The 20,215-nt window shown below is 47.5% G+C and carries 15 protein-coding genes; 8 read left to right on the top strand and 7 right to left on the bottom strand.

Features of this window, described 5'->3' with window-relative positions:
- Positions 1 to 86 precede the first annotated feature (86 nt).
- Both ACXAD8_RS12315 and ACXAD8_RS12320 read right to left on the bottom strand, forming a co-directional pair.
- Positions 87 to 3,197 carry an efflux RND transporter permease subunit gene (locus ACXAD8_RS12315; protein ID WP_475228959.1) on the bottom strand — a complete coding sequence of 1,037 codons (3,111 nt, stop codon included), beginning with the start codon at positions 3,195 to 3,197 and terminating at the stop codon, positions 87 to 89.
- A gap of 2 nt (positions 3,198 to 3,199) precedes the next feature.
- Entirely contained in the window at positions 3,200 to 4,249 is a 1,050-nt protein-coding gene (locus ACXAD8_RS12320; protein ID WP_475228961.1) for an efflux RND transporter periplasmic adaptor subunit, read from the bottom strand.
- Positions 4,250 to 4,644: 395 nt separating this feature from the next.
- Between ACXAD8_RS12320 and ACXAD8_RS12325 the strand changes: the two genes are divergently transcribed.
- Positions 4,645 to 5,343: a DUF2982 domain-containing protein gene (locus tag ACXAD8_RS12325; protein ID WP_475228964.1), complete on the top strand. Its 699-nt coding sequence runs from the start codon at positions 4,645 to 4,647 to the stop codon at positions 5,341 to 5,343.
- A gap of 8 nt (positions 5,344 to 5,351) precedes the next feature.
- Here ACXAD8_RS12325 and ACXAD8_RS12330 read toward each other — a convergent pair whose 3' ends face one another.
- A complete protein-coding gene (locus ACXAD8_RS12330; RefSeq protein WP_475228966.1) occupies positions 5,352 to 8,516 on the bottom strand; it encodes a hybrid sensor histidine kinase/response regulator in 3,165 nt (1,054 codons plus the stop codon).
- Between the two features lie 119 nt (positions 8,517 to 8,635).
- Between ACXAD8_RS12330 and ACXAD8_RS12335 the strand changes: the two genes are divergently transcribed.
- The 5 genes from ACXAD8_RS12335 (at position 8,636) to ACXAD8_RS12355 (ending at position 14,843) form a co-directional block, all read left to right on the top strand.
- Positions 8,636 to 9,748, top strand: a complete 1,113-nt coding sequence (locus ACXAD8_RS12335) for a PQQ-dependent sugar dehydrogenase (protein WP_475228968.1) — start codon at positions 8,636 to 8,638, stop codon at positions 9,746 to 9,748.
- 139 nt (positions 9,749 to 9,887) lie between these two features.
- Positions 9,888 to 12,197 carry a DNA topoisomerase IV subunit A gene (parC, locus tag ACXAD8_RS12340; protein WP_475228971.1) on the top strand — a complete coding sequence of 770 codons (2,310 nt, stop codon included), beginning with the start codon at positions 9,888 to 9,890 and terminating at the stop codon, positions 12,195 to 12,197.
- Between the two features lie 2 nt (positions 12,198 to 12,199).
- Positions 12,200 to 12,898, top strand: coding sequence for an SOS response-associated peptidase family protein (locus tag ACXAD8_RS12345; protein WP_475228973.1), 699 nt, complete (start codon positions 12,200 to 12,202; stop codon positions 12,896 to 12,898).
- A 122-nt stretch (positions 12,899 to 13,020) separates the two neighbouring features.
- A complete protein-coding gene (locus ACXAD8_RS12350; protein WP_475165018.1) occupies positions 13,021 to 14,019 on the top strand; it encodes an LLM class oxidoreductase in 999 nt (332 codons plus the stop codon).
- Between the two features lie 23 nt (positions 14,020 to 14,042).
- A complete protein-coding gene (locus ACXAD8_RS12355; RefSeq protein ID WP_475228975.1) occupies positions 14,043 to 14,843 on the top strand; it encodes an SDR family NAD(P)-dependent oxidoreductase in 801 nt (266 codons plus the stop codon).
- Between the two features lie 23 nt (positions 14,844 to 14,866).
- Here the strand turns inward: ACXAD8_RS12355 and ACXAD8_RS12360 are convergent, their stop codons facing one another.
- Positions 14,867 to 15,760 (bottom strand): LysR family transcriptional regulator, encoded by an 894-nt coding sequence (locus ACXAD8_RS12360; protein ID WP_475228978.1) that lies wholly within the window; start codon positions 15,758 to 15,760, stop codon positions 14,867 to 14,869.
- Positions 15,761 to 15,866: 106 nt separating this feature from the next.
- Between ACXAD8_RS12360 and ACXAD8_RS12365 the strand changes: the two genes are divergently transcribed.
- Positions 15,867 to 16,853: a zinc-dependent alcohol dehydrogenase family protein gene (locus ACXAD8_RS12365; protein ID WP_475228980.1), complete on the top strand. Its 987-nt coding sequence runs from the start codon at positions 15,867 to 15,869 to the stop codon at positions 16,851 to 16,853.
- 34 nt (positions 16,854 to 16,887) lie between these two features.
- On the opposite strand, the gene ACXAD8_RS12370 is transcribed toward ACXAD8_RS12365, so the two are convergent.
- Complete coding sequence (locus tag ACXAD8_RS12370) at positions 16,888 to 17,778, bottom strand: LysR family transcriptional regulator (protein WP_475228982.1); 891 nt, start codon at positions 17,776 to 17,778, stop codon at positions 16,888 to 16,890.
- A gap of 189 nt (positions 17,779 to 17,967) precedes the next feature.
- Between ACXAD8_RS12370 and ACXAD8_RS12375 the strand changes: the two genes are divergently transcribed.
- On the top strand, positions 17,968 to 18,723 hold the full coding sequence (locus tag ACXAD8_RS12375; RefSeq protein WP_475228985.1) for an SDR family oxidoreductase: 756 nt from the start codon (positions 17,968 to 17,970) through the stop codon (positions 18,721 to 18,723).
- A 57-nt stretch (positions 18,724 to 18,780) separates the two neighbouring features.
- On the opposite strand, the gene ACXAD8_RS12380 is transcribed toward ACXAD8_RS12375, so the two are convergent.
- The gene (locus tag ACXAD8_RS12380) at positions 18,781 to 19,167 is read right to left on the bottom strand and encodes a hypothetical protein (protein WP_475228987.1); all 387 of its coding nucleotides are present in this window, start codon (positions 19,165 to 19,167) and stop codon (positions 18,781 to 18,783) included.
- Between the two features lie 7 nt (positions 19,168 to 19,174).
- Positions 19,175 to 20,086, bottom strand: coding sequence for an SPFH domain-containing protein (locus ACXAD8_RS12385; protein WP_475228990.1), 912 nt, complete (start codon positions 20,084 to 20,086; stop codon positions 19,175 to 19,177).
- Between the last annotated feature and the right edge of the window lie 129 nt (positions 20,087 to 20,215).

A 20,215-nucleotide genomic window follows, 5' to 3' on the forward strand; every position in this document is an offset into this window, starting at 1 on the left:
ATCACTTTGCAGGTCTGAACATAAAGCATCCAGATGCAGATAATATCAGGTAAATTTGTCACCCCGTAAATTCAAATTGGCTTCGACTAAATTTCTCCACCTTTTTTATAGGGTATTTGTTCTTCCAGCTCTTCCACCTGATGAGCCAGTTTTAGCGGCGAACCGGTGTTTCGGGCCAGATAATAATAGGCCGTGGGTACAATAAACAGGGTTAAAAATGCCGATACCGCAACCCCAGCAAAAATCACCATACCGATAACCATTCGGCTTTCCGACCCCGGGCCCGTAGCTATCACCAGTGGTATAGCACTGAATAAGGTGGTAAAACCGGTCATCACTATCGGTCTCAATCGCTGTGTTGCGGCCCGCTTTAAAGCTAACTCGAATTCGTGTCCTGCATCTCTTAGCTGATTGGCGAACTCCACGATTAAAATACCGTTTTTAGCCGCCAACCCTATCAGCATCACCAATCCAATCTGACTGTAAATGTTGAGGCTTAACCCCGCCAGCCATAATCCGGCCAAACCGCCCACCAGCGCCAGAGGGACGGTCAGCAAGATCACCCAGGGATGCACAAAGCTTTCGAACTGCGCAGCAAGCACCAAATAGGTGATAACCAACGCCAAGACAAAAATAAATAAAACCGAGTTGCCCGAATCCTGATAGAGCTGAGATTCACCGCGATAATCGATACCAACCCCTTCTGGTAACTCTTCCCTGACTATGGTGCGCAAGTATTCTAATGCTTCACCCAAGGTATAATCATCCGCCAAATTAGCACTGATAGTAATGCTGCGCATACGATTATAACGGTTGAGCTGGGCAGAAGTTGCTTGCTCACTGACCTTCACCAGATTATCCAGAGGGATTAACTGACCACTGCTGGAAGAACGTACGTAAATATTCTCGATGCTGTCTGGGCTGCGATAATCTTCTTCTTTACCTTCCAGAATTACATCATATTCCTCGCCACGATCCAGGAAGGTAGAGGCTCGACGTTGACCTAACATGGTTTCCAGGGTGCGTCCGATATCACCAATCGATACCCCCAGATCCGCGGCACGGTTACGGTCGATATTCACCAATAGTTGCGGCAGTGTTTCTTTGTAGTCAGAATCCAGACGCAATAATTTATCGTTTTCCTGCGCTTTTGCCATAACGATGTTGCGATAACGTACCAGGTCGTCATAGGTATCACCCTGAAGCACAAATTGCACCGGTCTGCCAAGTCCCCGGCCACCTAAACTGCTGCGCATCACAGCAAATGCCCGGACATCGGGTATTTCTGCCAGCTTGCCACTGATTTCATTCATGATGTCAAAAGTGGGGCGTTTGCGTTCATCCCAGGGCACAGCGCCAAATATGGCGATACCCGCAGAACCACCAAAGCCTGGCGTTCTCACGAGAACCCGGTCAGACTCACCGTTTTCAATGTAAGGTAACAAAATAGCTTCAATTTTTTTCAGATTGGCGGCATTGCTTTCAAAACTGGCGCCTTCAGCTGCCTGCATTAAGACGAAAAAGTTGCCGCGATCTTCTTTGGGCACAAATTCGCTGGGGATTTTTTGCAATAAGCCATAGATAGCGAACAAACTTCCGGCTATCAATAACGCCGTTACCAGCGGTTGATGTAAAGTGTTATCCAATACTCTGTGATAACCACTTTCCAACTTCGAGAACTGAGAGTCAACCCAGGCACCAAAGCCACTGTTACGTTCTCTTTTCTGTAAAATTTTAGAGCCCAGCATAGGACTCAGGGTTAATGCGGTAAAACTAGAAAAAGCTACAGCGGCAGCAATTGCCAGCGCAAACTCGGTAAATAGTCGGCCAATGTTGCCTTCTAAAAACACCAGTGGAACAAATACCGAGATCAGCACCAGTGTAGTAGCGATAACCGCAAAACCTACCTCGCGGGCACCGCGGTAAGCGGCCAGCAATGGTGGTTCTCCCAGCTCAATACGGCGATAAATGTTTTCCAATACAACAATGGCATCATCCACCACCAAACCGATTGCCAGTACCAATGCCAGTAGGGTTAACAGGTTGATGGAAAAGCCCAAAGCCAACATGACGGTAAACGCCGCCACCAGCGAAATGGGAACGGTAATAGCGGGGATAAAGGTAGCGCGTATGTTGCCCAAAAACAGATAAATCACCAGCACCACCATCAGCATAGCGATACCCAGAGTGTTATAAACTTCCTCAATGGATTCCGCGATGAAAATCGAAGAATCATAGCTGGGCACAATCACCACATTTTCTGGCAAGGATTGCTGAATCGTTGCAATGGCTTCTTTGGCTGATCTGGCTACTTCCAGGGTATTGGCTTTGGATTGTTTTACAATTCCCAGGCCCACCATGTTTTTACCATTGCCACGGAACTCGGTTTCATCGTCTTGCGCGGTGAGCTCCACTTCTGCAATATCTTTTAACTTGACCAGATAGCCATCTAACCCCTGAGCGATGGTAAGATTGGCGAAATCATCTTCGGTCAGGAATGTACGGGCAACACGCACTTCCATGTTGCGATCCACTGATTCAACTTCACCGGCAGGCAATTCCACGTTTTCTGAGCGAATCACCCTCTCAACGTCGGTAACTGTTATCCCACGGGCAGCCATGGCATTGCGGTCCAGCCAGACCTTCATGGCGTAGTCACGACCACCGCCGACTCGCACGCGCGCAACACCATCAGCTGTAGACAGTCGGTCCACAATAAAGCGATTGGCGTAATCAGTAAGTTCCAGCACCGACAGGTTGTCGCTGCGCAGGTTATACCAAACAATTACATCTTCATCTGAGTCGCTTTTAAATACTTCTGGTGGGTCCGCCTGATCGGGTAAGTTGTTTAATACCCGACTGACCCGTTCCCTGACGTCATTGGCAGCGGCATCGATATCCCGCGCTAATTCAAACTCGATACTGATACTGGAACGGCCATTGCGGCTGTTCGAAGTGATATTTTTGATCCCTTCTATACCACTGATGCGATCTTCAATAAGTTGCGTTATACGCGATTCAACAATAGTGGCAGAAGCCCCTGGATAGGTGGTATTAATAGAAACGATAGGCGGATCGATATCCGGATATTCACGTAACGCCAACATATTGAAGGCAACAAATCCAAAAATCAGCAGTAGCGCATTGACAACCGTGGCAAAAACCGGCCTTTTAACCGACACATCAGATAAAATCATGGTTAACCCTCCACGATCTTAACGGCAGTGCCATCTTGCAACCTCAATGTGCCTTGCGTCACTACTTGCTGACCTTCAGTTAAGCCAGAAAGGATTTGCACCTGGCCGGGCTTTCTCACTCCCAATTGCACCGTCAGGCGCTTTGCTTTGCCCTCTTCCACCACAAACACATATTGCTGATCGTCAATTGGCACCAACGCAGACTCAGGAATAACCAGCGACTGGGAAACACTTTTTTGCACCAGAATTTGCAATAACATGCCAGGGCGGATCAGCAATTCAGGATTTGATATTTTAGCTCTTACTCGCACAGCACGAGTGGCGGCATCAACCCTGGAATCTATATGGGAAATCTCTCCCTCAAACACACGCCCCGGATAAGCAATGGAGGTGGCTTCTACTTTTTGCCCCAATTTAACGCTGGGTAAATGGCGCTCTGCCACACTAAAGTCCACTTTCAGGGTCTGGATGTCATCCAGAGTCGTGATCTGATCACCCGGACGCACCAGTGCCCCATCACTTACCTGCCTGACACCTAATAAACCATCAAAAGGTGCGCGAATTTCGCGGTCGGCAATTTGTGCTTCGGCAACGTCTATCTGCGCGATCAATGCGTCAACCTGAGCCTCGCGCTCATCCAGCAATTGTTGCGATGCTGCTTTTTCTTTTACCAGGCCTTTTACCCGGTTAAGTTGTCGCTTTGCTTCAGCTAAATTAATCTTCAGTTCGTTGAGTCTGGCCTGCTCTTCTTTGATATTCATGCGCACCAGTAACTGGCCGCGCTTCACCAAATCGCCGTCATCGAACAGCAGGGCTTCAATCTTATCGGTTTCCTGCGCTGTCACCACTATGGCTTCATTAGCTGTCGCGGTGCCCAAGGCTTCCACCACTTGAGCGAAAGGCTGTTGTTGCACAATCGTGGCCACCACCGGAATTTCACTGGCACCTCTACGACCTTCGGATTGCTCGACGGGCATATATAACCAGGCCAATAATCCAGCTAACAGCAGAATCGCAAAAATTAGAGGGGAAAATTTAAATTGTTGAGCCATAAGAGATCCTTATCAAGTCGAGTAGCAAGCCAATAACGGGAAACCAGTGCTGCACTGCAAAACAGTGTAGCAGTCACAGGCTTGAAGTGATGCGAAAACAACACAGTATTAGAAAATTCATACGCGCAAAACACAATGTTTGACTCAGCCATTCACCTCATTTATCAGGTGTTCCATCGAAAAATAGCGGTATTTTTCTGATTTTGCGCTAATGCCCATGACATTTGCAGTAAACAGGGTAGATAATGAATTTAATTGAACAGACAAAAGCAGTTGCATAATGAAATGGTGGCAAACAGATTGTGCTTATTGCAAAAAATTGCGATTGATTGTGCTCTGGGGCGTTATTATGTACGTAGTACTGGAAGTATTTTGGTGGTAACACAGAGTAACAGATGACAGATTTAAAGCATGACATAGACGATGAACAGCCCATCCAAATAAGAGCAACAGCGAAGCGCAATGGCTTATCCAGCCTGATTTTTGGTGTTGTACTGCTCATTATTGCCATTCTGATGTTCAGGATACTGCCGGATGATGTCACTCTGGTGGCCATATTTGTTACTTCTGCAGCGCTGGTAGCCCTGTTGCTGGGATTCCTGAAATTGCGAGAACCACAGCACAGCTTATCCATTTCAAAAACCCAGATTGATTATCAGCATCGCAATGGCCGCTGGAGTCTGGACTGGAACAACATACAGCGCATCGACATTCCCAAGGTTTCGGCAGGTTTGGAGCAAAAAGCCTTATCTCTGGTGGGGTTCAGAGTTAAAAATTACGGCCCGATATTGCAGAGCATTTCCCCCCGACTGATGACCCATATTTTGATGGAGCAACGCCCCTTATTGCTGCACAACAATGCCCAGTGTGCCTCCGGCAGCTGTTACGGTGATGACCTGTTAGAAGATGATTTTTTTAAAGACAGTGACGGCAAAGTTTACAAAGGCGTTCAGGCCATGTTTGCCAATCGCATGGTTAAACTGCGGGAGCGTTTAGGCTACGATTTATTTATTAACAGTGCCGAGCTGGATCGCAGCGAAGAAGAATTTGCAGAACTGTTGCGTTCCTGCCATCGCAGCCTTTTACAAGGCTAAGTGCCTGGTTAATGCAGCTCCCTGCCGGAGCTTCCTTCCACAGGAATAGCGGGTCCCTTGCGTATTAATTCAGATTGTTGCACAACAGCCTGGCTTGCTTGTTGTAACTCTTCAACTCCCCGGCGAGCTTCTTTGATGTGACCCGACTTAAGATCCCCTTCTACTTCGGCACAAAGACGTTGTAATTTGGGCACGCCGGTATAACAACTTGCGCCGTGCAAACGATGTACGGCTTGTTCCATACCAGACCAGTCTTCCAGTTTCGCGGCCCTGGCAATAGCGGCGATAGCCTCAGGTAAGGTTTTGACAAATTCCTGCAGCATCTCTGTGGCGGCATTTTCATTTTGATTCGCCCGGGTTAAAGCCAATTGCCAATCCAGGTCCGGCAACATGGTGACATTGTGTTCTGGCACACTACACCAGCGTTTAATCAGGTTAATCAACGCCCCCAGTTCCAGAGGCTTAGGCAAGTAGTCATCCATGCCGGAATTTAACAGCCGCTGCTTTTCTTCTTTAAAGGCATGCGCTGTCACGGCAATCACAGGTGTGCCCTGATTCAGAGTGGTTTTCCGAATCATACTGGTGGCTTCCAGACCATCCATATCCGGCATTTGAACATCCATTAAAATCAAGTCAAATTCTTCTCTTTGGCATAGCTCCAGCGCATCGCTGCCGCTATAAACCAGTTGCAGTTGTACCGGAGACTCCTGCAACCAGGTACTCAATAATCTGAGATTGATTGGCATATCATCCACTGCGAGAATTTTCGCCTTGGGTAAATTCAACAAACGCCCATTCCAGATGTTTTTCGGCGCTTGTTCTTCTTTATCTCTGAAGGTTAACAAGCGACTGGTCAGCAGTGGCGATTCCAACAGTTTGTGAAAGTGACTGGCAAAGGGGCCTGTCGGACTGCCGTTGGCCCCCACCAGCAACACCCGTTGCTCCGCCTCTAATGTTCTTATGACCCGCAACAGTTGATTCTCTTGGTATTTAGCCAGAGTATCTTCGTCGGTAAAAAAGTAGTCATAACTGTCAAATTGTTCTGCCAACCAACTTAGCCTGGTGCCGCTGGTAACGTCGGCCCCTAAACGATGCAGTAAAGTGGCGCTGGCCAGCCGCGAACGCGGATCGTGATCTAACAACAATACCCGTTTATTCAGCCAGTCGGAATGCTCAGCGATGTCGTTGTGTTTACTGTATTTGTGGCACTTAACCGCAATCTCAAAGCAACTGCCCTTGCCATATTCACTCTGATAAGTGAGTTTGCCTCCCATCAGTTGCATCAGTTGTCGGCAAATCACTAATCCCAGTCCGGTGCCCTGGTAATTGCGATTTAAGGAGTCGTCCAATTGCGAGAAAGACTTAAACAATTTGTCCTGGTTTTCCGTGGCAATACCGATACCTGTATCCCCCACTTTCACCTGCAATTCCAGCATATCGTTGTCTTTTTGCTGCGCCTTAATACTCAGTGTTATTGAACCCTTAGTAGTAAACTTAATGGCGTTACTCAACAGGTTAGTCAGTACCTGCTTAACACGTGCAGGGTCGCCCACCAACTTCTTCGGCAATGGGCAGGGTTCGTAATAAAACTTCAGGCCTTTCTTTTGTGCGTCTTTAGCAAACACGAAGACCAACTCTTCCAACAAATCGCCCGGCGAGAAGGCTTCCTGATTAATCTGCAATTTTCCGGCTTCGATTTTAGAGAAATCTAACACGTCATTGACGATTGCCAACAGGTTAGTGGCCGACTGATTGATGATCTGCACGTGTTCCTGTTGTTCCAATGGCAAACTCTGTTTAGACAACTCCTGACTAAACCCGATAATAGCGTTTAGCGGCGTCCGGATTTCATGACTCATATTGGCCAGAAATTGCGTTTTTACCTTGCTGGCTCGTTCCGCTTCTTTGCGAGCAATATCCAGGTGCACATTCTGCTCTTCAATAATCTCAATGTTGTTGCGCATGTCGGCCGTCACAGAATTCACATCTGATTCCAGCTTGTGCCGGGTTTTTTCGATTAGAGCTACGGAAAACAATCCGGCTTCGAAGAACACGCCCACCTGAAAACAATAGGTAGTAAATTGATTGGAAGGGAAAATGCCGATTAAGCCCAACATACCCACCAATGCCGCTGTGAGTAAGACACTCCAGGCAAAGACAAAATAACGGGCCGGTTTGAAATCATTGAAGTAGCTTTCCAGCCCCGCCACCAAATACAAACAAATAGCCACCACAGAAAAGGCGTAAACCAGGTAATTTTGCAGAGTTTGCTGCAGCAGATCACTCAACGCCAGTAGTAACAGAAAGCCTAAACTGAGCATAATCCAGCGAATAAAACGGGCACTTTTAGGCGCCGTCTGTCGGGCATCTAGAAAAGTGAGGGTAAACAAGCCTGCCCCTAAGCCCACCAGCAAAAACAACACATCTGTATGGGCCGAAAACCAAATATTGGCAGCGATGGGCAACACCAGTTGACTGTGACCGCCCCAGACAAATTGCCACAAGATAGCGGCACTGATATAAGCCACATAAGCTAATAAGCTGGATTCGCGGGTCACGACATAAAGCACTATGTTGTACAGCAACAATATCACCAGGCCACCGTAAAATATGCCCCACCAGATATTGTCTTGCGCCACAGTAGATTCAAATGAACGCGCTGATTCAATATTTATCGGCACTACCAACGCCTGCTCTTCACTTTGAACCCGAATGTAGAGCTGCATTTCTTTATTGAAGGGTAAATTCATGCGAAACGTGGGAAAGCGATGTAATTGCTGCCCCCGAATTTTGCCCTGTTGCACCCCGGATATTACCTGACCTTCGCTTACCAGGTAAAAGTCAACTAAATCATTCTGCGCAAAGGCTACATCAACAATCCAGTCAGACTCATTGCTGACGTTGGCAATCTCGGCTAAAAACCAGATACCGTTGGATGAGAAACCGTAATTGGGATTGCCGTCCGCCGGCCAGGAAAAGTGATTTCTTTGCGCCAGCACCTGCTCGATGGAAAGTGCATCGCCAGGCTGTTCCCATAAAATCTGCAACTGTTTGTTAATTTGGGTGGCTTCTTCACTGTTAAACAATTGGATCAATGCACAAGCGGGAATGCTGAACAGCCATACCGTTAAAAATACGCATAACCTGAGTGGTAGAAGCCTTGTTTTTATCATTTTGTAACCGCTATCAAAGTTGGCAGACGATTCTTATAAACAGAAAACATTGTCGGGGGACTTGTGCCAGTGTTATGTTTTAACATATTACAACCAGTTCGTGAAATATGATTACCAATATGCGCAAATTAATCTTCGTCGCCAGCCTGCTAACTTCAGGCCTGACTCACGCAGCTTTACCACTGGAAAAGCTGAATCTGCCGGAAGGCTTTAGTATTTCGGTTTATGTCGACAAGGTAAAAAATGCCCGACAGATGGCTTTGGGTGACAAAGGCACGGTTTTTGTAGGTAGTCGCAGTGCCGGTTTGGTACATGCCGTAATCGACAGCGACAAAGATGGTACAGCTGACAGAGTCATTAAAATAGCCAGCGATTTGGTGATGCCTTCAGGGCTGACCTTTAAAGATGGCGACCTGTATGTGTCTGAAGTGAGTCAGATCAGAAAATTCAGTAACATCGAAGCCAATCTGGATTCCCCCGGTAAAGGTGAAATCATTATCAATGATTTACCCAGCGATCGTCATCACGGCTGGAAAAACATCGACTTTGGCCCGGACGGTCAACTTTACGTGCCGGTGGGCACACCCTGTAATGTCTGTATTACTAAAGGCGGCGAAGAATTTGATGATGAACGCTACGACAGCATTTTAAAGTACGACCTCAAAACCAAAAAACGTACCTGGGTGGCCCGAGGCGTGCGCAACAGTGTCGGTTTTGACTGGCACCCTAAAACCAAGGAACTGTGGTTTAGCGATAATGGCCGCGACTGGATGGGTGACGACCTACCCCCCTGCGAAATAAACCGGGTCAGTGAAGAAGGTCAACACTTTGGTTATCCCTATATTCATGGCGGCGATATCCCCGACCCGGATTTTGGAGAAGGCAAAAAGCCGGAAGATTACACTCCACCGGTTGCGCGCTTAGGCGCCCATGTGGCCCCTTTAGGCATTCATTTTTATCAGGGAGAGCAATTCCCGGCTGAGTATAAAAACAAACTATTTGTGGCAGAGCACGGCTCCTGGAATCGCTCTTCCAAAGTGGGCTACCGGGTCATGATGGCCACCACCACAGAAACCGGTGTAGAAAAATATGAAACCTTTATCGATGGCTGGTTGCAGCCTGGCGACGAAGTATGGGGTAGACCTGTGGCATTCTTACCCATGCCCGATGGCAGCCTGCTAATTTCGGATGATTTTGCCGATGCCATTTACAGAGTGACTTACCAAAAGTAACATCAGGGAATTGCTAAAGGCTGCAACATTAAGGCGGCCTTTAAAGTACCCAGAGACAATGATCCAAGGGCGTGTAGATATTTGCTAAGCAATATTGCGAAGCTCAAAGCGCTCTGATAACGCAGACAATCGAACATTCATGAACGACGACATTACTATCTCTCAGGATGGTGTGGAGCAACTCCCCATCCGCCGTTTCGCAGAAGATGCCTATCTGAATTATTCCATGTACGTCATCATGGACAGAGCCTTGCCGCACATTGGTGATGGCCTGAAGCCAGTGCAACGACGTATTGTCTATGCCATGTCAGATTTGGGCCTGAGTGCTAACGCCAAGTACAAGAAATCCGCCCGTACCGTGGGTGACGTATTAGGTAAATTTCATCCTCACGGTGATTCAGCCTGTTATGAAGCCATGGTGCTGATGGCACAACCTTTCTCTTATCGCTATCCATTGGTAGACGGTCAAGGCAACTGGGGTGCCCCGGACGATCCAAAATCCTTTGCTGCCATGCGTTATACCGAAGCCCGTTTATCCCGCTTTAGTGAAGTATTACTGCAGGAGCTCGGTCAGGGCACAGTTGACTGGCAACCCAACTTCGACGGCACGCTGAAAGAACCCAAAGTACTTCCAGCCAGATTGCCTCATATTTTGCTCAATGGCGTCACCGGCATTGCGGTAGGTATGGCCACCGATATTCCGCCCCACAATGTCCGGGAACTGGCCAATGCCTGTGCCCATTTGTTGGACAACAGCAAAGCCGAGCTGTCGGAAATCATGGAGTTTGTACAGGGTCCAGACTACCCCACTGAAGCCGAAATCATTACGCCGAAAGCCGATATTCGCAAGATGTATGAAACCGGCAAAGGCTCCATCAAAATGCGCGCCGTTTATCACGAAGACAACGGTGATGTGGTCATAACCGCACTGCCTCATCAGGCATCCGGAGCCAAAGTGCTGGAGCAAATCGCGGCACAGATGACCGCCAAAAAGTTACCCATGGTGAGTGATTTGCGGGATGAGTCGGACCATGAGAACCCGGTAAGACTGGTACTGACACCCCGTTCTAATCGGGTAGATGTGGTACAAATGATGCAGCATTTGTTTGCTACCACCGACCTGGAAAAGAACTACCGGGTTAACCTCAACATGATTGGCCTGGACGGACGTCCGCAGGTGAAAAACCTGGCGATGATCTTGCGAGAGTGGCTGGAATACCGCAAAGCCACCGTCACTCGCCGTCTGCAATATCGTCTGGATAAAGTACTGGCGCGTTTGCATATTTTAGAAGGTTTATTAATTGCCTTTTTAAATATTGACGAAGTGATCCGCATTATTCGTTACGAAGACGAGCCAAAGCAAGAGCTGATGAAGCGCTTTGCCCTGACCGACACCCAGGCCGAAGCCATTCTGGAGTTAAAACTACGTCATCTTGCCAAACTGGAAGAAATGAAGATCAAAGGCGAGCAAGACGAACTTAACGCCGAGCGGGAAAAGCTGGAGCAATTGCTTAGCTCTGACCGTCGTCTGAAAACCCTGATCAAAAAAGAAATTTTGGCTGACGCTGAAAAATATGGCGATGATCGCCGCTCACCACTGGTGGAGCGCAGCGAAGCCAAAGCCTTGTCGGAAAAAGAGCTGGTGCCTTCTGAGCAAGTCACTGTGGTATTGTCCGAAAAAGGCTGGGCGCGATGCGCCAAAGGTCACGATGTGGATGTTGAGGGCCTGAGCTATAAAGCCGGAGATAAATTCCTCAGCAGCGCCAAAGGCCGCAGCAATCAACAAGTGGTGTTTATGGATTCATCCGGGCGCGCATTTTCCTGTGATGCCCACAACTTACCCTCTGCCAGAAGTCAGGGTGAACCCCTTACCGGGCGCTTTTCGGTAGTTGCCGGAGAAAGTTTTGAACACGCCATTATGGCGGAAGACAGTCAGAAATTCCTGATGGCTTCCGATGCCGGATACGGTTTTGTGGGCCAGTTTACTGATATGCTGAGCAAAGCCAAAGCCGGTAAGGCTTATCTGTCTTTGCCTACTGGCGCAAAAGCCTTGCGCCCCAGACGAGTACACAACCTGGAAACAGACTGGTGTATGGCCATATCCAACGAAGGCCGGTTGTTACTATTTCCACTGAAAGACCTGCCCAGCTTAGGCAAGGGTAAAGGCAACAAGATCATCAGTATTCCTTCGGCCCGTAGTCAGTCCCGGGAAGAATACGTCAGTGTGCTGGAAGTGGTGCCTGAAGGCGCATCAGTGAAGGTAACCGCTGGTAAACGGGCTATGACACTCAGCAGTAAAGATCTTGAACACTACCGCGGAGAGCGAGGCCGACGCGGCAATAAACTCCCGAGAGGGCTGCAAAGAGTGGACAATGTGGAAATAGAACTGGCAGCGCCAGTATCAACAGCTGCGCCTGACAGCGAACTGCAGCCTGGTACGGAAAACTAAGCATGTGTGGCCGACTCAATGTCACCGATGCGCCTGGCGTCAGAGCTTTGTGCGACGCCATGGATATCGAATTGGGGTACGAGCCACAAATATTCAAGCGCTACATTGGTGCAGCTAACAAAGTGTCTGTGGTGCGTCAGAAAAACGGTCGACGCATCATGGAAAATGCCCTCTGGTGGCTATTGCTGGAACCCACAGAAACCGGTTTTAAACCCTCCAGATACACCAGTATCAATACCCGCTACGACAGCCTGAACAATCCCAGAAAGGCCGGATATCGTCCTTTTCGACAAAGCCGCATTCTGATCCCGGTAACGGGCTTTGGAGAGTCAGAATATAACAAAGGCAAGCTGTTGCACTGCCATGATATGCAGGCCAAAGATGGCGCACTGCTTATGGCTGGCCTGTGTAAAGAGTGGACCCATTCCGGAACAGGTGAAAGTATTACGTCCTGTTCGGTAATTACCCTGCCACCTCACCCCAAACTACAAAACATTCATTCCAAGTCGACTCCTATGATGTTTCCGCAAAACAGCGCACTGATAGACGCCTGGCTGGATGAAGGCAATCAACAAGTAGAGCAATTTGAACCCTTATTGCAACCCTGCATTTATCAGGATTTAGTAGTGCAGCAAATTGCCAAACCCAGTCAGTACCAGCAGGTAATGGGAAAGACGTTTGTGATAAATGCAGATATATAGCCTCAATTCATTATCAACAATATATAAAAACTGATTCCTAAAAACTGTTAATTATCAAATTTTCACTAGCACTTTAAACTAATGCCAATCAGTAAAAAATTTGCTAGAAACAGGGGCCGGTTATGGTTTATTGCCAAGGGTCAGAGGAAAATCGCGAATCAGCGCCAAACAACAATTCCAAATTTGCACGCCACAACAGGGGCTTCAATCAAACCTTTTGTTTTGGGCGAATGTCGCTTGGATTGGTTGTACCAATCGAATCTTATCCAAGCACCGCAATACCCTGCCTCACACAGCATGTTGCAAAAGTACAACTTGCCGAGACACTTGGATTTAAGGCGGTCTGGTTAAGAGATATCCCCTTTAATGTGCCTTCATTTGGTGATGTCGGACAACAGTTCGATCCGTTTGTCTACCTCGGCGCATTATCAATGCAAACTCAATGTATTAGCCTGGGTGTTGCGAGTCTAATACTTCCCTTAAGACACCCAGCTCACGTGGCAAAATCAGCCTGCAGCGTCGACCAGCTTAGCGCAGGGCGCCTGATTTTAGGCGTTGCCTCAGGAGATCGTGCCGATGAGTACCCGGCCATGGCAAAAATTCATCAAGATCGAGGGCAGGATTTTCGAGAAGCCTTTCAATATATTGAAACCTTACAGGACCCGTACCCGAAGTTAGTGAACAAATTTGGTATGTTGGACGGCAATCTCGACCTATTGCCAAAACCTTTTGAGCAGTCAATACCGATGTTGGTGACCGGACACAGTCAACAATCAAAACAATGGCTGGCCCGACACAGTCACGGCATGATCACCTATCCCAGAGAGCCACAATTACAACGCAGTGTTATTAGTGACTGGAATAACAATGTCGAGCACGCGGAAATGTTGCCAAAACCAGTAATGCAACCATTATACCTGGACCTATTGAAAGACCCAGACGCCCCAATAAGACCCATTCCGCTAGGCGTTCAATGCGGCATCCATGCCTTATTAGATTATTTGCTTTTACTGCAAAGTATTGGAGTAAACCATATCGCGTTAAACCTGAGGTTCAATCAAAGAGATATTGACACCACGCTGACAGAGCTTGCCGATCAGGTATTGCCATTTTTTGCTTAAATTTAATGACCGAGGACACAACAATGTCAAAAACCATCCTACTAACTGGCGCCACTGACGGACTTGGACTGCAAACAGCCAAGAAACTCCTTGCCGCAGGGCACACTGTTTTGCTCCACGGCAGGAATTCGCACAAATTGCAATCATTGCAAAATAACATGATCGAGAAAAATCCTGATTATAAGCTGGAAATCTGGTGCGCCGATTTATCAATATTATCTGAAGTTTATAAACTGAGTGAAAGTATCAAGAAAAAACACAGCAAGCTGGATGTCCTGATAAATAATGCCGGGGTATTTAAAGTGGCAAATCCAATATCCATAGATAATTTGGATGTTCGCTTTGTAGTCAACTCTATAGCTCCTTATATTCTTACTACACAACTTTGCTCACTATTCTCCGTCAAAGGACGGATAGTGAATGTAGCTTCTGCTGCTCAGGCACCCGTTACCCCCGAAACACTCAATAATCTAAGCAACGCTTCAGATGCCAACATTTACGCCCAAAGCAAACTCGCATTAATCATGTGGACTCGCGCTATGGCTGAAAGCAACACAGGACAAGGACCGCTATTGGTTTCGGTTAACCCTAAATCGCTATTGGGCAGCAAAATGGTGAAAGAAGCTTATGGCATAGACGGAAGTAGTTTAGATGTTGGTGCAGATATTTTGCTGCGGGCGGCACTTAGCCCGGAATTCGAGAATGCCAACGGGAAGTATTTTGACAATGATATTGAAGAATTTGCATCACCTCACCCATTTGCGCAAAACGCTCACAATTGCAATGCCCTGTATGCTCATTTGCAAAAGTTATACAACAGATAGCCGAATCAGTTTTAACTGAATAACTATTGCTCCCAATAGGGCAGGTCACCAAAGTGTGCATTAAAATAATCGATAAAAGCACGCACCTTAGGTGCCAATAAGCGCGAACTGGGATATACCGCCCAAATAGAGGTATTGGAGGCCAGGGGATAATCGGACAATACCTGAACCAGTTCGCCTGATTCTAGCTGCTGATAACAACACCACAATGAACAGACAGTGATCCCCAGCCCATTCACCGCCGCATCTCGGACAGCTTCGCCGTTATCTGTACCCAGGCGACTTTTTATGCGAATGGTTTGCACGCCTTTATCTGTTTTAAAATACCAGCTTTCCAGGCCTGTTAAAGTGACCGCAGCAAAATCTGCCAGCTGCTCTGGGGTTTCAGGTTCACCATATTGCGCAACATAGTCTGGAGAGGCCACCAGAATACGGGTGTCTTGAGCCAGTTTTCGGGCAATCAAAGAGGAATCGTTCAGCTCGGCATCACGGATAGCAACATCAAACCCACCTTCTACCATATCCACTATGCTGTCACTCAATCGCAGATCTATTTCCAGTTGAGGATGTTGATCCATAAAGGCTTTAAGTGCAGGGATCAAATGCATCCGTCCAAAAGATGCCGGTGCAGTCACTCTTAGACGCCCTTGTGGAGACACTTTTCCAGCCCCCACTGCGGCTCTGGCGGTCTCTATACCGGTTAATACATCCTGAGCATAAGGTAAAAAGCTACGGCCTTCTTCTGTGAGAGACACCTGACGCGTTGTGCGATGTAATAACCTGACCCCCAGTCCTTCTTCCAGCTTATTCATATGGGCACTGGATACCGCTGCTGATAATCCCAACTCCTTGCCGGCCTGGCTGATATTGTGCAGCGCAGCAATGCGCACAAATAATTTCAGGTGCTCTATATTCATTATCAATATTTTCCTTAAACAGATTTAGGTTATTAGACAATTATCAACAATAAAATAAAAAAGTAAATTATCAGGACTTTCACAAACAACAGCAGAGGTTATCCTGATGAAAGCGATGCTTATAAACTCTTTTGGTGGTTCAGACGTATTCGAATCAGCCGAAGTCCCTAAACCCACGGTTAAACATGGTCATGTGCTGATACGCATTGCCGCCAGTAGTGTGAATACCGTTGATACCATGATCCGCCAGATGGGTGCCGATCTCCCTATTGCCCCAGCATTACCGGCTATTTTAGGTATGGACTTTGCCGGCGTAGTTGAAGAAGTTGGCGATGGTGTCAGCAATTTTAAACCGGGCGATGAAGTCTACGGTTGTGCCGGAGGTCTGGCAGATTTACCCGGCACACTAGCCGAATACATAGTGGCTGATGCCAATCTGATGGCTCTCAAACCCAAAAACCTGACCATGCAGCAAGCAGCTGCAATCCCGCTTGTGGGTATTACCGCCTACGAGGGTTTGCAACGAGCAGCTATCGCAGCTAAGCAAAAAGTACTGGTGCACGGCGGCGCCGGTGGTGTTGGCCATATTGCCCTGCAATTGGCAAAGTATTTTGGTGCAGAAGTGTTTGCTACCGGCAGTGGTTCAGACAAGCTTGCGCTTATTGAAGAATTGGGCGCCAAAAGTATTGATTATAAAACCGAAACCGTCGCCAATTACGTCGCTTCTTGTACCAAGGGTGTGGGTTTTGATCTGGTATTTGACTCAGTAGGTGGCGCCAATATGGCGAACTCCTTTGAGGCAGCAAAGCTCAATGGTCAGGTGGCCTCTACGGTATCTATGGTGGAGCTGGATTTATCTACGGCACACTTTAAAGGCCTGTCTCTGCATGTGGTGTTTATGCTGATCCCCATGTTGCACAATGTTGGGCGTGCTGAACATCATCACATACTCAACGAACTGACAAAGATTGCCGAAGCTGGTCAGTTAACCCCCATTTTAGATAACCAGCAATTCACTCTGGAGCAAGTTGGTCAAGCCCATGATCGCCTCAATAGCGGACAAGCAATAGGCAAAGTGGTGCTTAGTCACTAAGTTCATGCGCGTTTTTGCTTTAATCAATTAAAGCTCAAACCCGCTGAAAATTATTACCGCTTAAGGTGTTGCTCAATAAGTCGATAAACAAGCGCACCTTAGCGGGCACATACGCACGGGAAACATAGATGGCATGTAAAGGAAAACTATCCAGCTCAGCCTCAGGCAAAATCCGCTGCAATGCACCAGTATCCAGCGCGTCGCGAAATGCCCAAACCGGCCCCAGGTGAATGCCTTTTCCATTCAGTACCCATTGCCTGATAGCACTGACGCTATTAACGACAAAGGAACCTGAAAGATGCAACCGCTGACCAGCAATAGTTACCGCCTCATACATTTGTGATCGTTTGTAAAACACAAATTTATGTTGTTCCAGCTCCAAGACTGAGTGCGGCTCCCCTTGCTGTGCTATATACTCAGGTGAGGCGACTAAAACTCTGGGAACCTCGCCAATTCGACGGCATATCAAACTGGAATCTGGTAATTTGCCAATGCGCACTGCGACATCTATGCCTTCCGCAGCTAAGTTCTCAAATTGACTGCCCAGCACCAATTCCACCGTGAGTTGTGGATAGCGCTCCACCATATTTTCCAGAATATCACTGATAAAAAATGTGCCAAAATCATGAGGCGCTGCCACTTTCAGGTGTCCGGTTGCTTCATTGACTGTAGCTTTAATGCGGTTTTCTAAGGCATTTTGTTCTTCCAGCAGTTTCTGTAACTCAACAAAATACTGTTCGCCCACTTCTGTGGGAAAGGAGTTTTTAGTGGAGCGCTGTAATAATTTAACTCCTAATCGTTTCTCCAGGGACGAGATTCGGCGACTCACCAGCGAAGGGTCCATAGCCAGTAACTCCGCGGCCTTTTTAAAGCTCCCCGATTCCACAACATGGATGAATAATTGTTCGTTACTGATCTCTTTCATCACCTGGCCCCGAATCTATCAATTTTTGAATCTATCAATTTTTGAATCTATCAATTTATTACCGGGCTATTTCCATTGCCGCAGCGATTAATTGCATTTTTTGCATTTATTGAAGTACATTTACACCTATTCAAAACAATAATGCAACAAGATTATAGTGTTTCCGACATCAACCATTGAGGAAATATCATGACATCAAGATTCACAGGTAAAGTTGCACTTATCACCGGCGCGGCACGCAACATGGGCAGGGCCTTTGCCCAGGCACTGGCCACCGAGGGTTGTGACATTGTCATTCACTATAACAGTGAGTCATCGGCGCAGGATGCTCGGGTAACGGCAAAACAGGTGGAGGCCGCGGGCAGCCGAGCGTTACTGGTACAGGGAGATCTGACATCAATAGATACAGTGCAAAAATTATTCAGCGAAGCCAAAGACGCTTTTGGTCGGGTAGATATAGTGATCAACAACGCCGGAAAAATTATAAAACGGCCCTTTACAGATTACAGCGAATCCGATTTTGATCAGCTGTTTAATATCAATACCAAAGCGGCATTTTTTGTGATGCAGGAAGCCGCCAAAAAGATTGAAGACAACGGCCGGATTATCAATTTGGGCACCTCGTTACTGGGGGCTTTTACCGGCAATTACGCCTTGTACGCAGGCTCGAAAGCACCTTTGGAAGACTTTACCCGGGCTCTGGCAAAAGAAATAGGTCACCGGGGCGTTACCGTAAATACCCTTTGCCCGGGTCCCATTGATACCGCATTTTTCCATGGTGAAGAAAATGCGCAAACCGTGGCTTATTTAAAGGCAGCCAGTGTCGCCAATCGCCTGGGTACCATCCAAGACATAGTGCCCCTGGTAACATTTATCGCCTCTGCGCAGTCGCAATGGACAACAGGACAGTCACTGTTTGTCAATGGTGGTTTCGTCACCCGATAATCGAAAATAAAGACTATGGGCGCTGTTGCGCACTACTTCCCGAAAAAACGCCGCCGGTTACTGATCATCAGATTCTGGCTTTTCCTCGTCAGCAGCCGGACTGGTGTCCGATTCGGTTTGTAGAGAAGTGCCCTGCTTTTGTGCCTCTCTGAGCAGTGCCAGTCGCTCACTGGACTGTTCTGCCGTTTGCGCTTCTGGGGAACTATCCTGCACTTCCGCCAGCGGTCGTTCATAACTGACCTCCGGCTCGGTTACCTGCAATTGCCGGGGCACAGAGCTACTTTGCCCCAGTAAGATAATCCAAATAAACATCCCCACAGCAAAGGCGCCAAAACACTTCATGCGCACACTTTTGGATAACTTATCTTTGCTCAGCCAGAAAAATAACCCGGCTAAGAGCGCAGCAATGGCAAGTTCCGGTAAGGCTTCAATGATGGAGTTCATACATCACCTAATTGCTTTTGCTCTTGGCGGTTTGTTTCACCTGATCGGCAAAAATTGCCTGTTGTAACCCCAGAGACCCCAAAGCCTCCACAGGGACAAAAACCTTATTTTTTGAGCTGGCCATCTTCTCCAGTACTTCTAAGGAGCGATAGGACAGATACTTATCCGTGACTGATTTAGCCAGAATCTCATTCACTTCTTTGGTGGCTTCCGCCTTTTCACGGTCAATGGCCCGTTGCATTTGTGCCTGCGCCAGCTCCCGCTCCTGCTGAATTTTCTGAATTTCGAACTGGGCTTTTTCGCGCTCTATTTGTTCCCGACGTTCAGCGGCCTGCTCTTTAGCCTTAGTAATGATTTCCGGAAATTGCACATCGGCAAGCCCCAGACGCTTTAATTTTAATGGCGCTGCCTGTAACGCTTCACCTATCGCATTTTGCAACTCGGTACTTAACCGCTCTCTGGAGCTGGCCACTTCATTAATCGTGTACTTTGCCATAATTTGTCGTGCCACATCCCGGATAATAGGTTGCGCATAGGTGACATAAATTTTATTGAAGGAAATTAAGCCCTTTTCAGCGGGAACCCGTTTATAGATGTTATCAATCTGACTGTCATCAACACTCACCGTCATCCGCAGATCGAACCCCATGTTGAGCTGGTCTTTGGGCATAAACAGGGCGAACCGCTCTGTAACGGGTTGATCCGACGTTTCCAGTAACACCAGAGAATCACAGTAGGCGAAACAGGCATCTAAGCGAAAACGCGACGGGCCGTAGTTATCCTTTTTATAACCATCTTTAGTCAACACCTTGCCAATGTGCGCCGGTGGCACCTGCACTTTTTCGCCAAATAAACTGCAGCCTGACAATGACAACAATGCGGTGGTTGCCACGGCGGTTTTAATTACAAAAGATTTCATCCTGTTTCTCCATTTCCATTGAGAATGACTTAGAGCATTAAAAATAACAGCTGCGACGGAATGTTCAATTAAAAAGAAACAAAAAAGACAGAGCTGTGTCCTACAGCTCTGTTTATCAAGGAAGATATC

The organism is Planctobacterium sp. AWH2_060, from assembly GCF_056158425.1.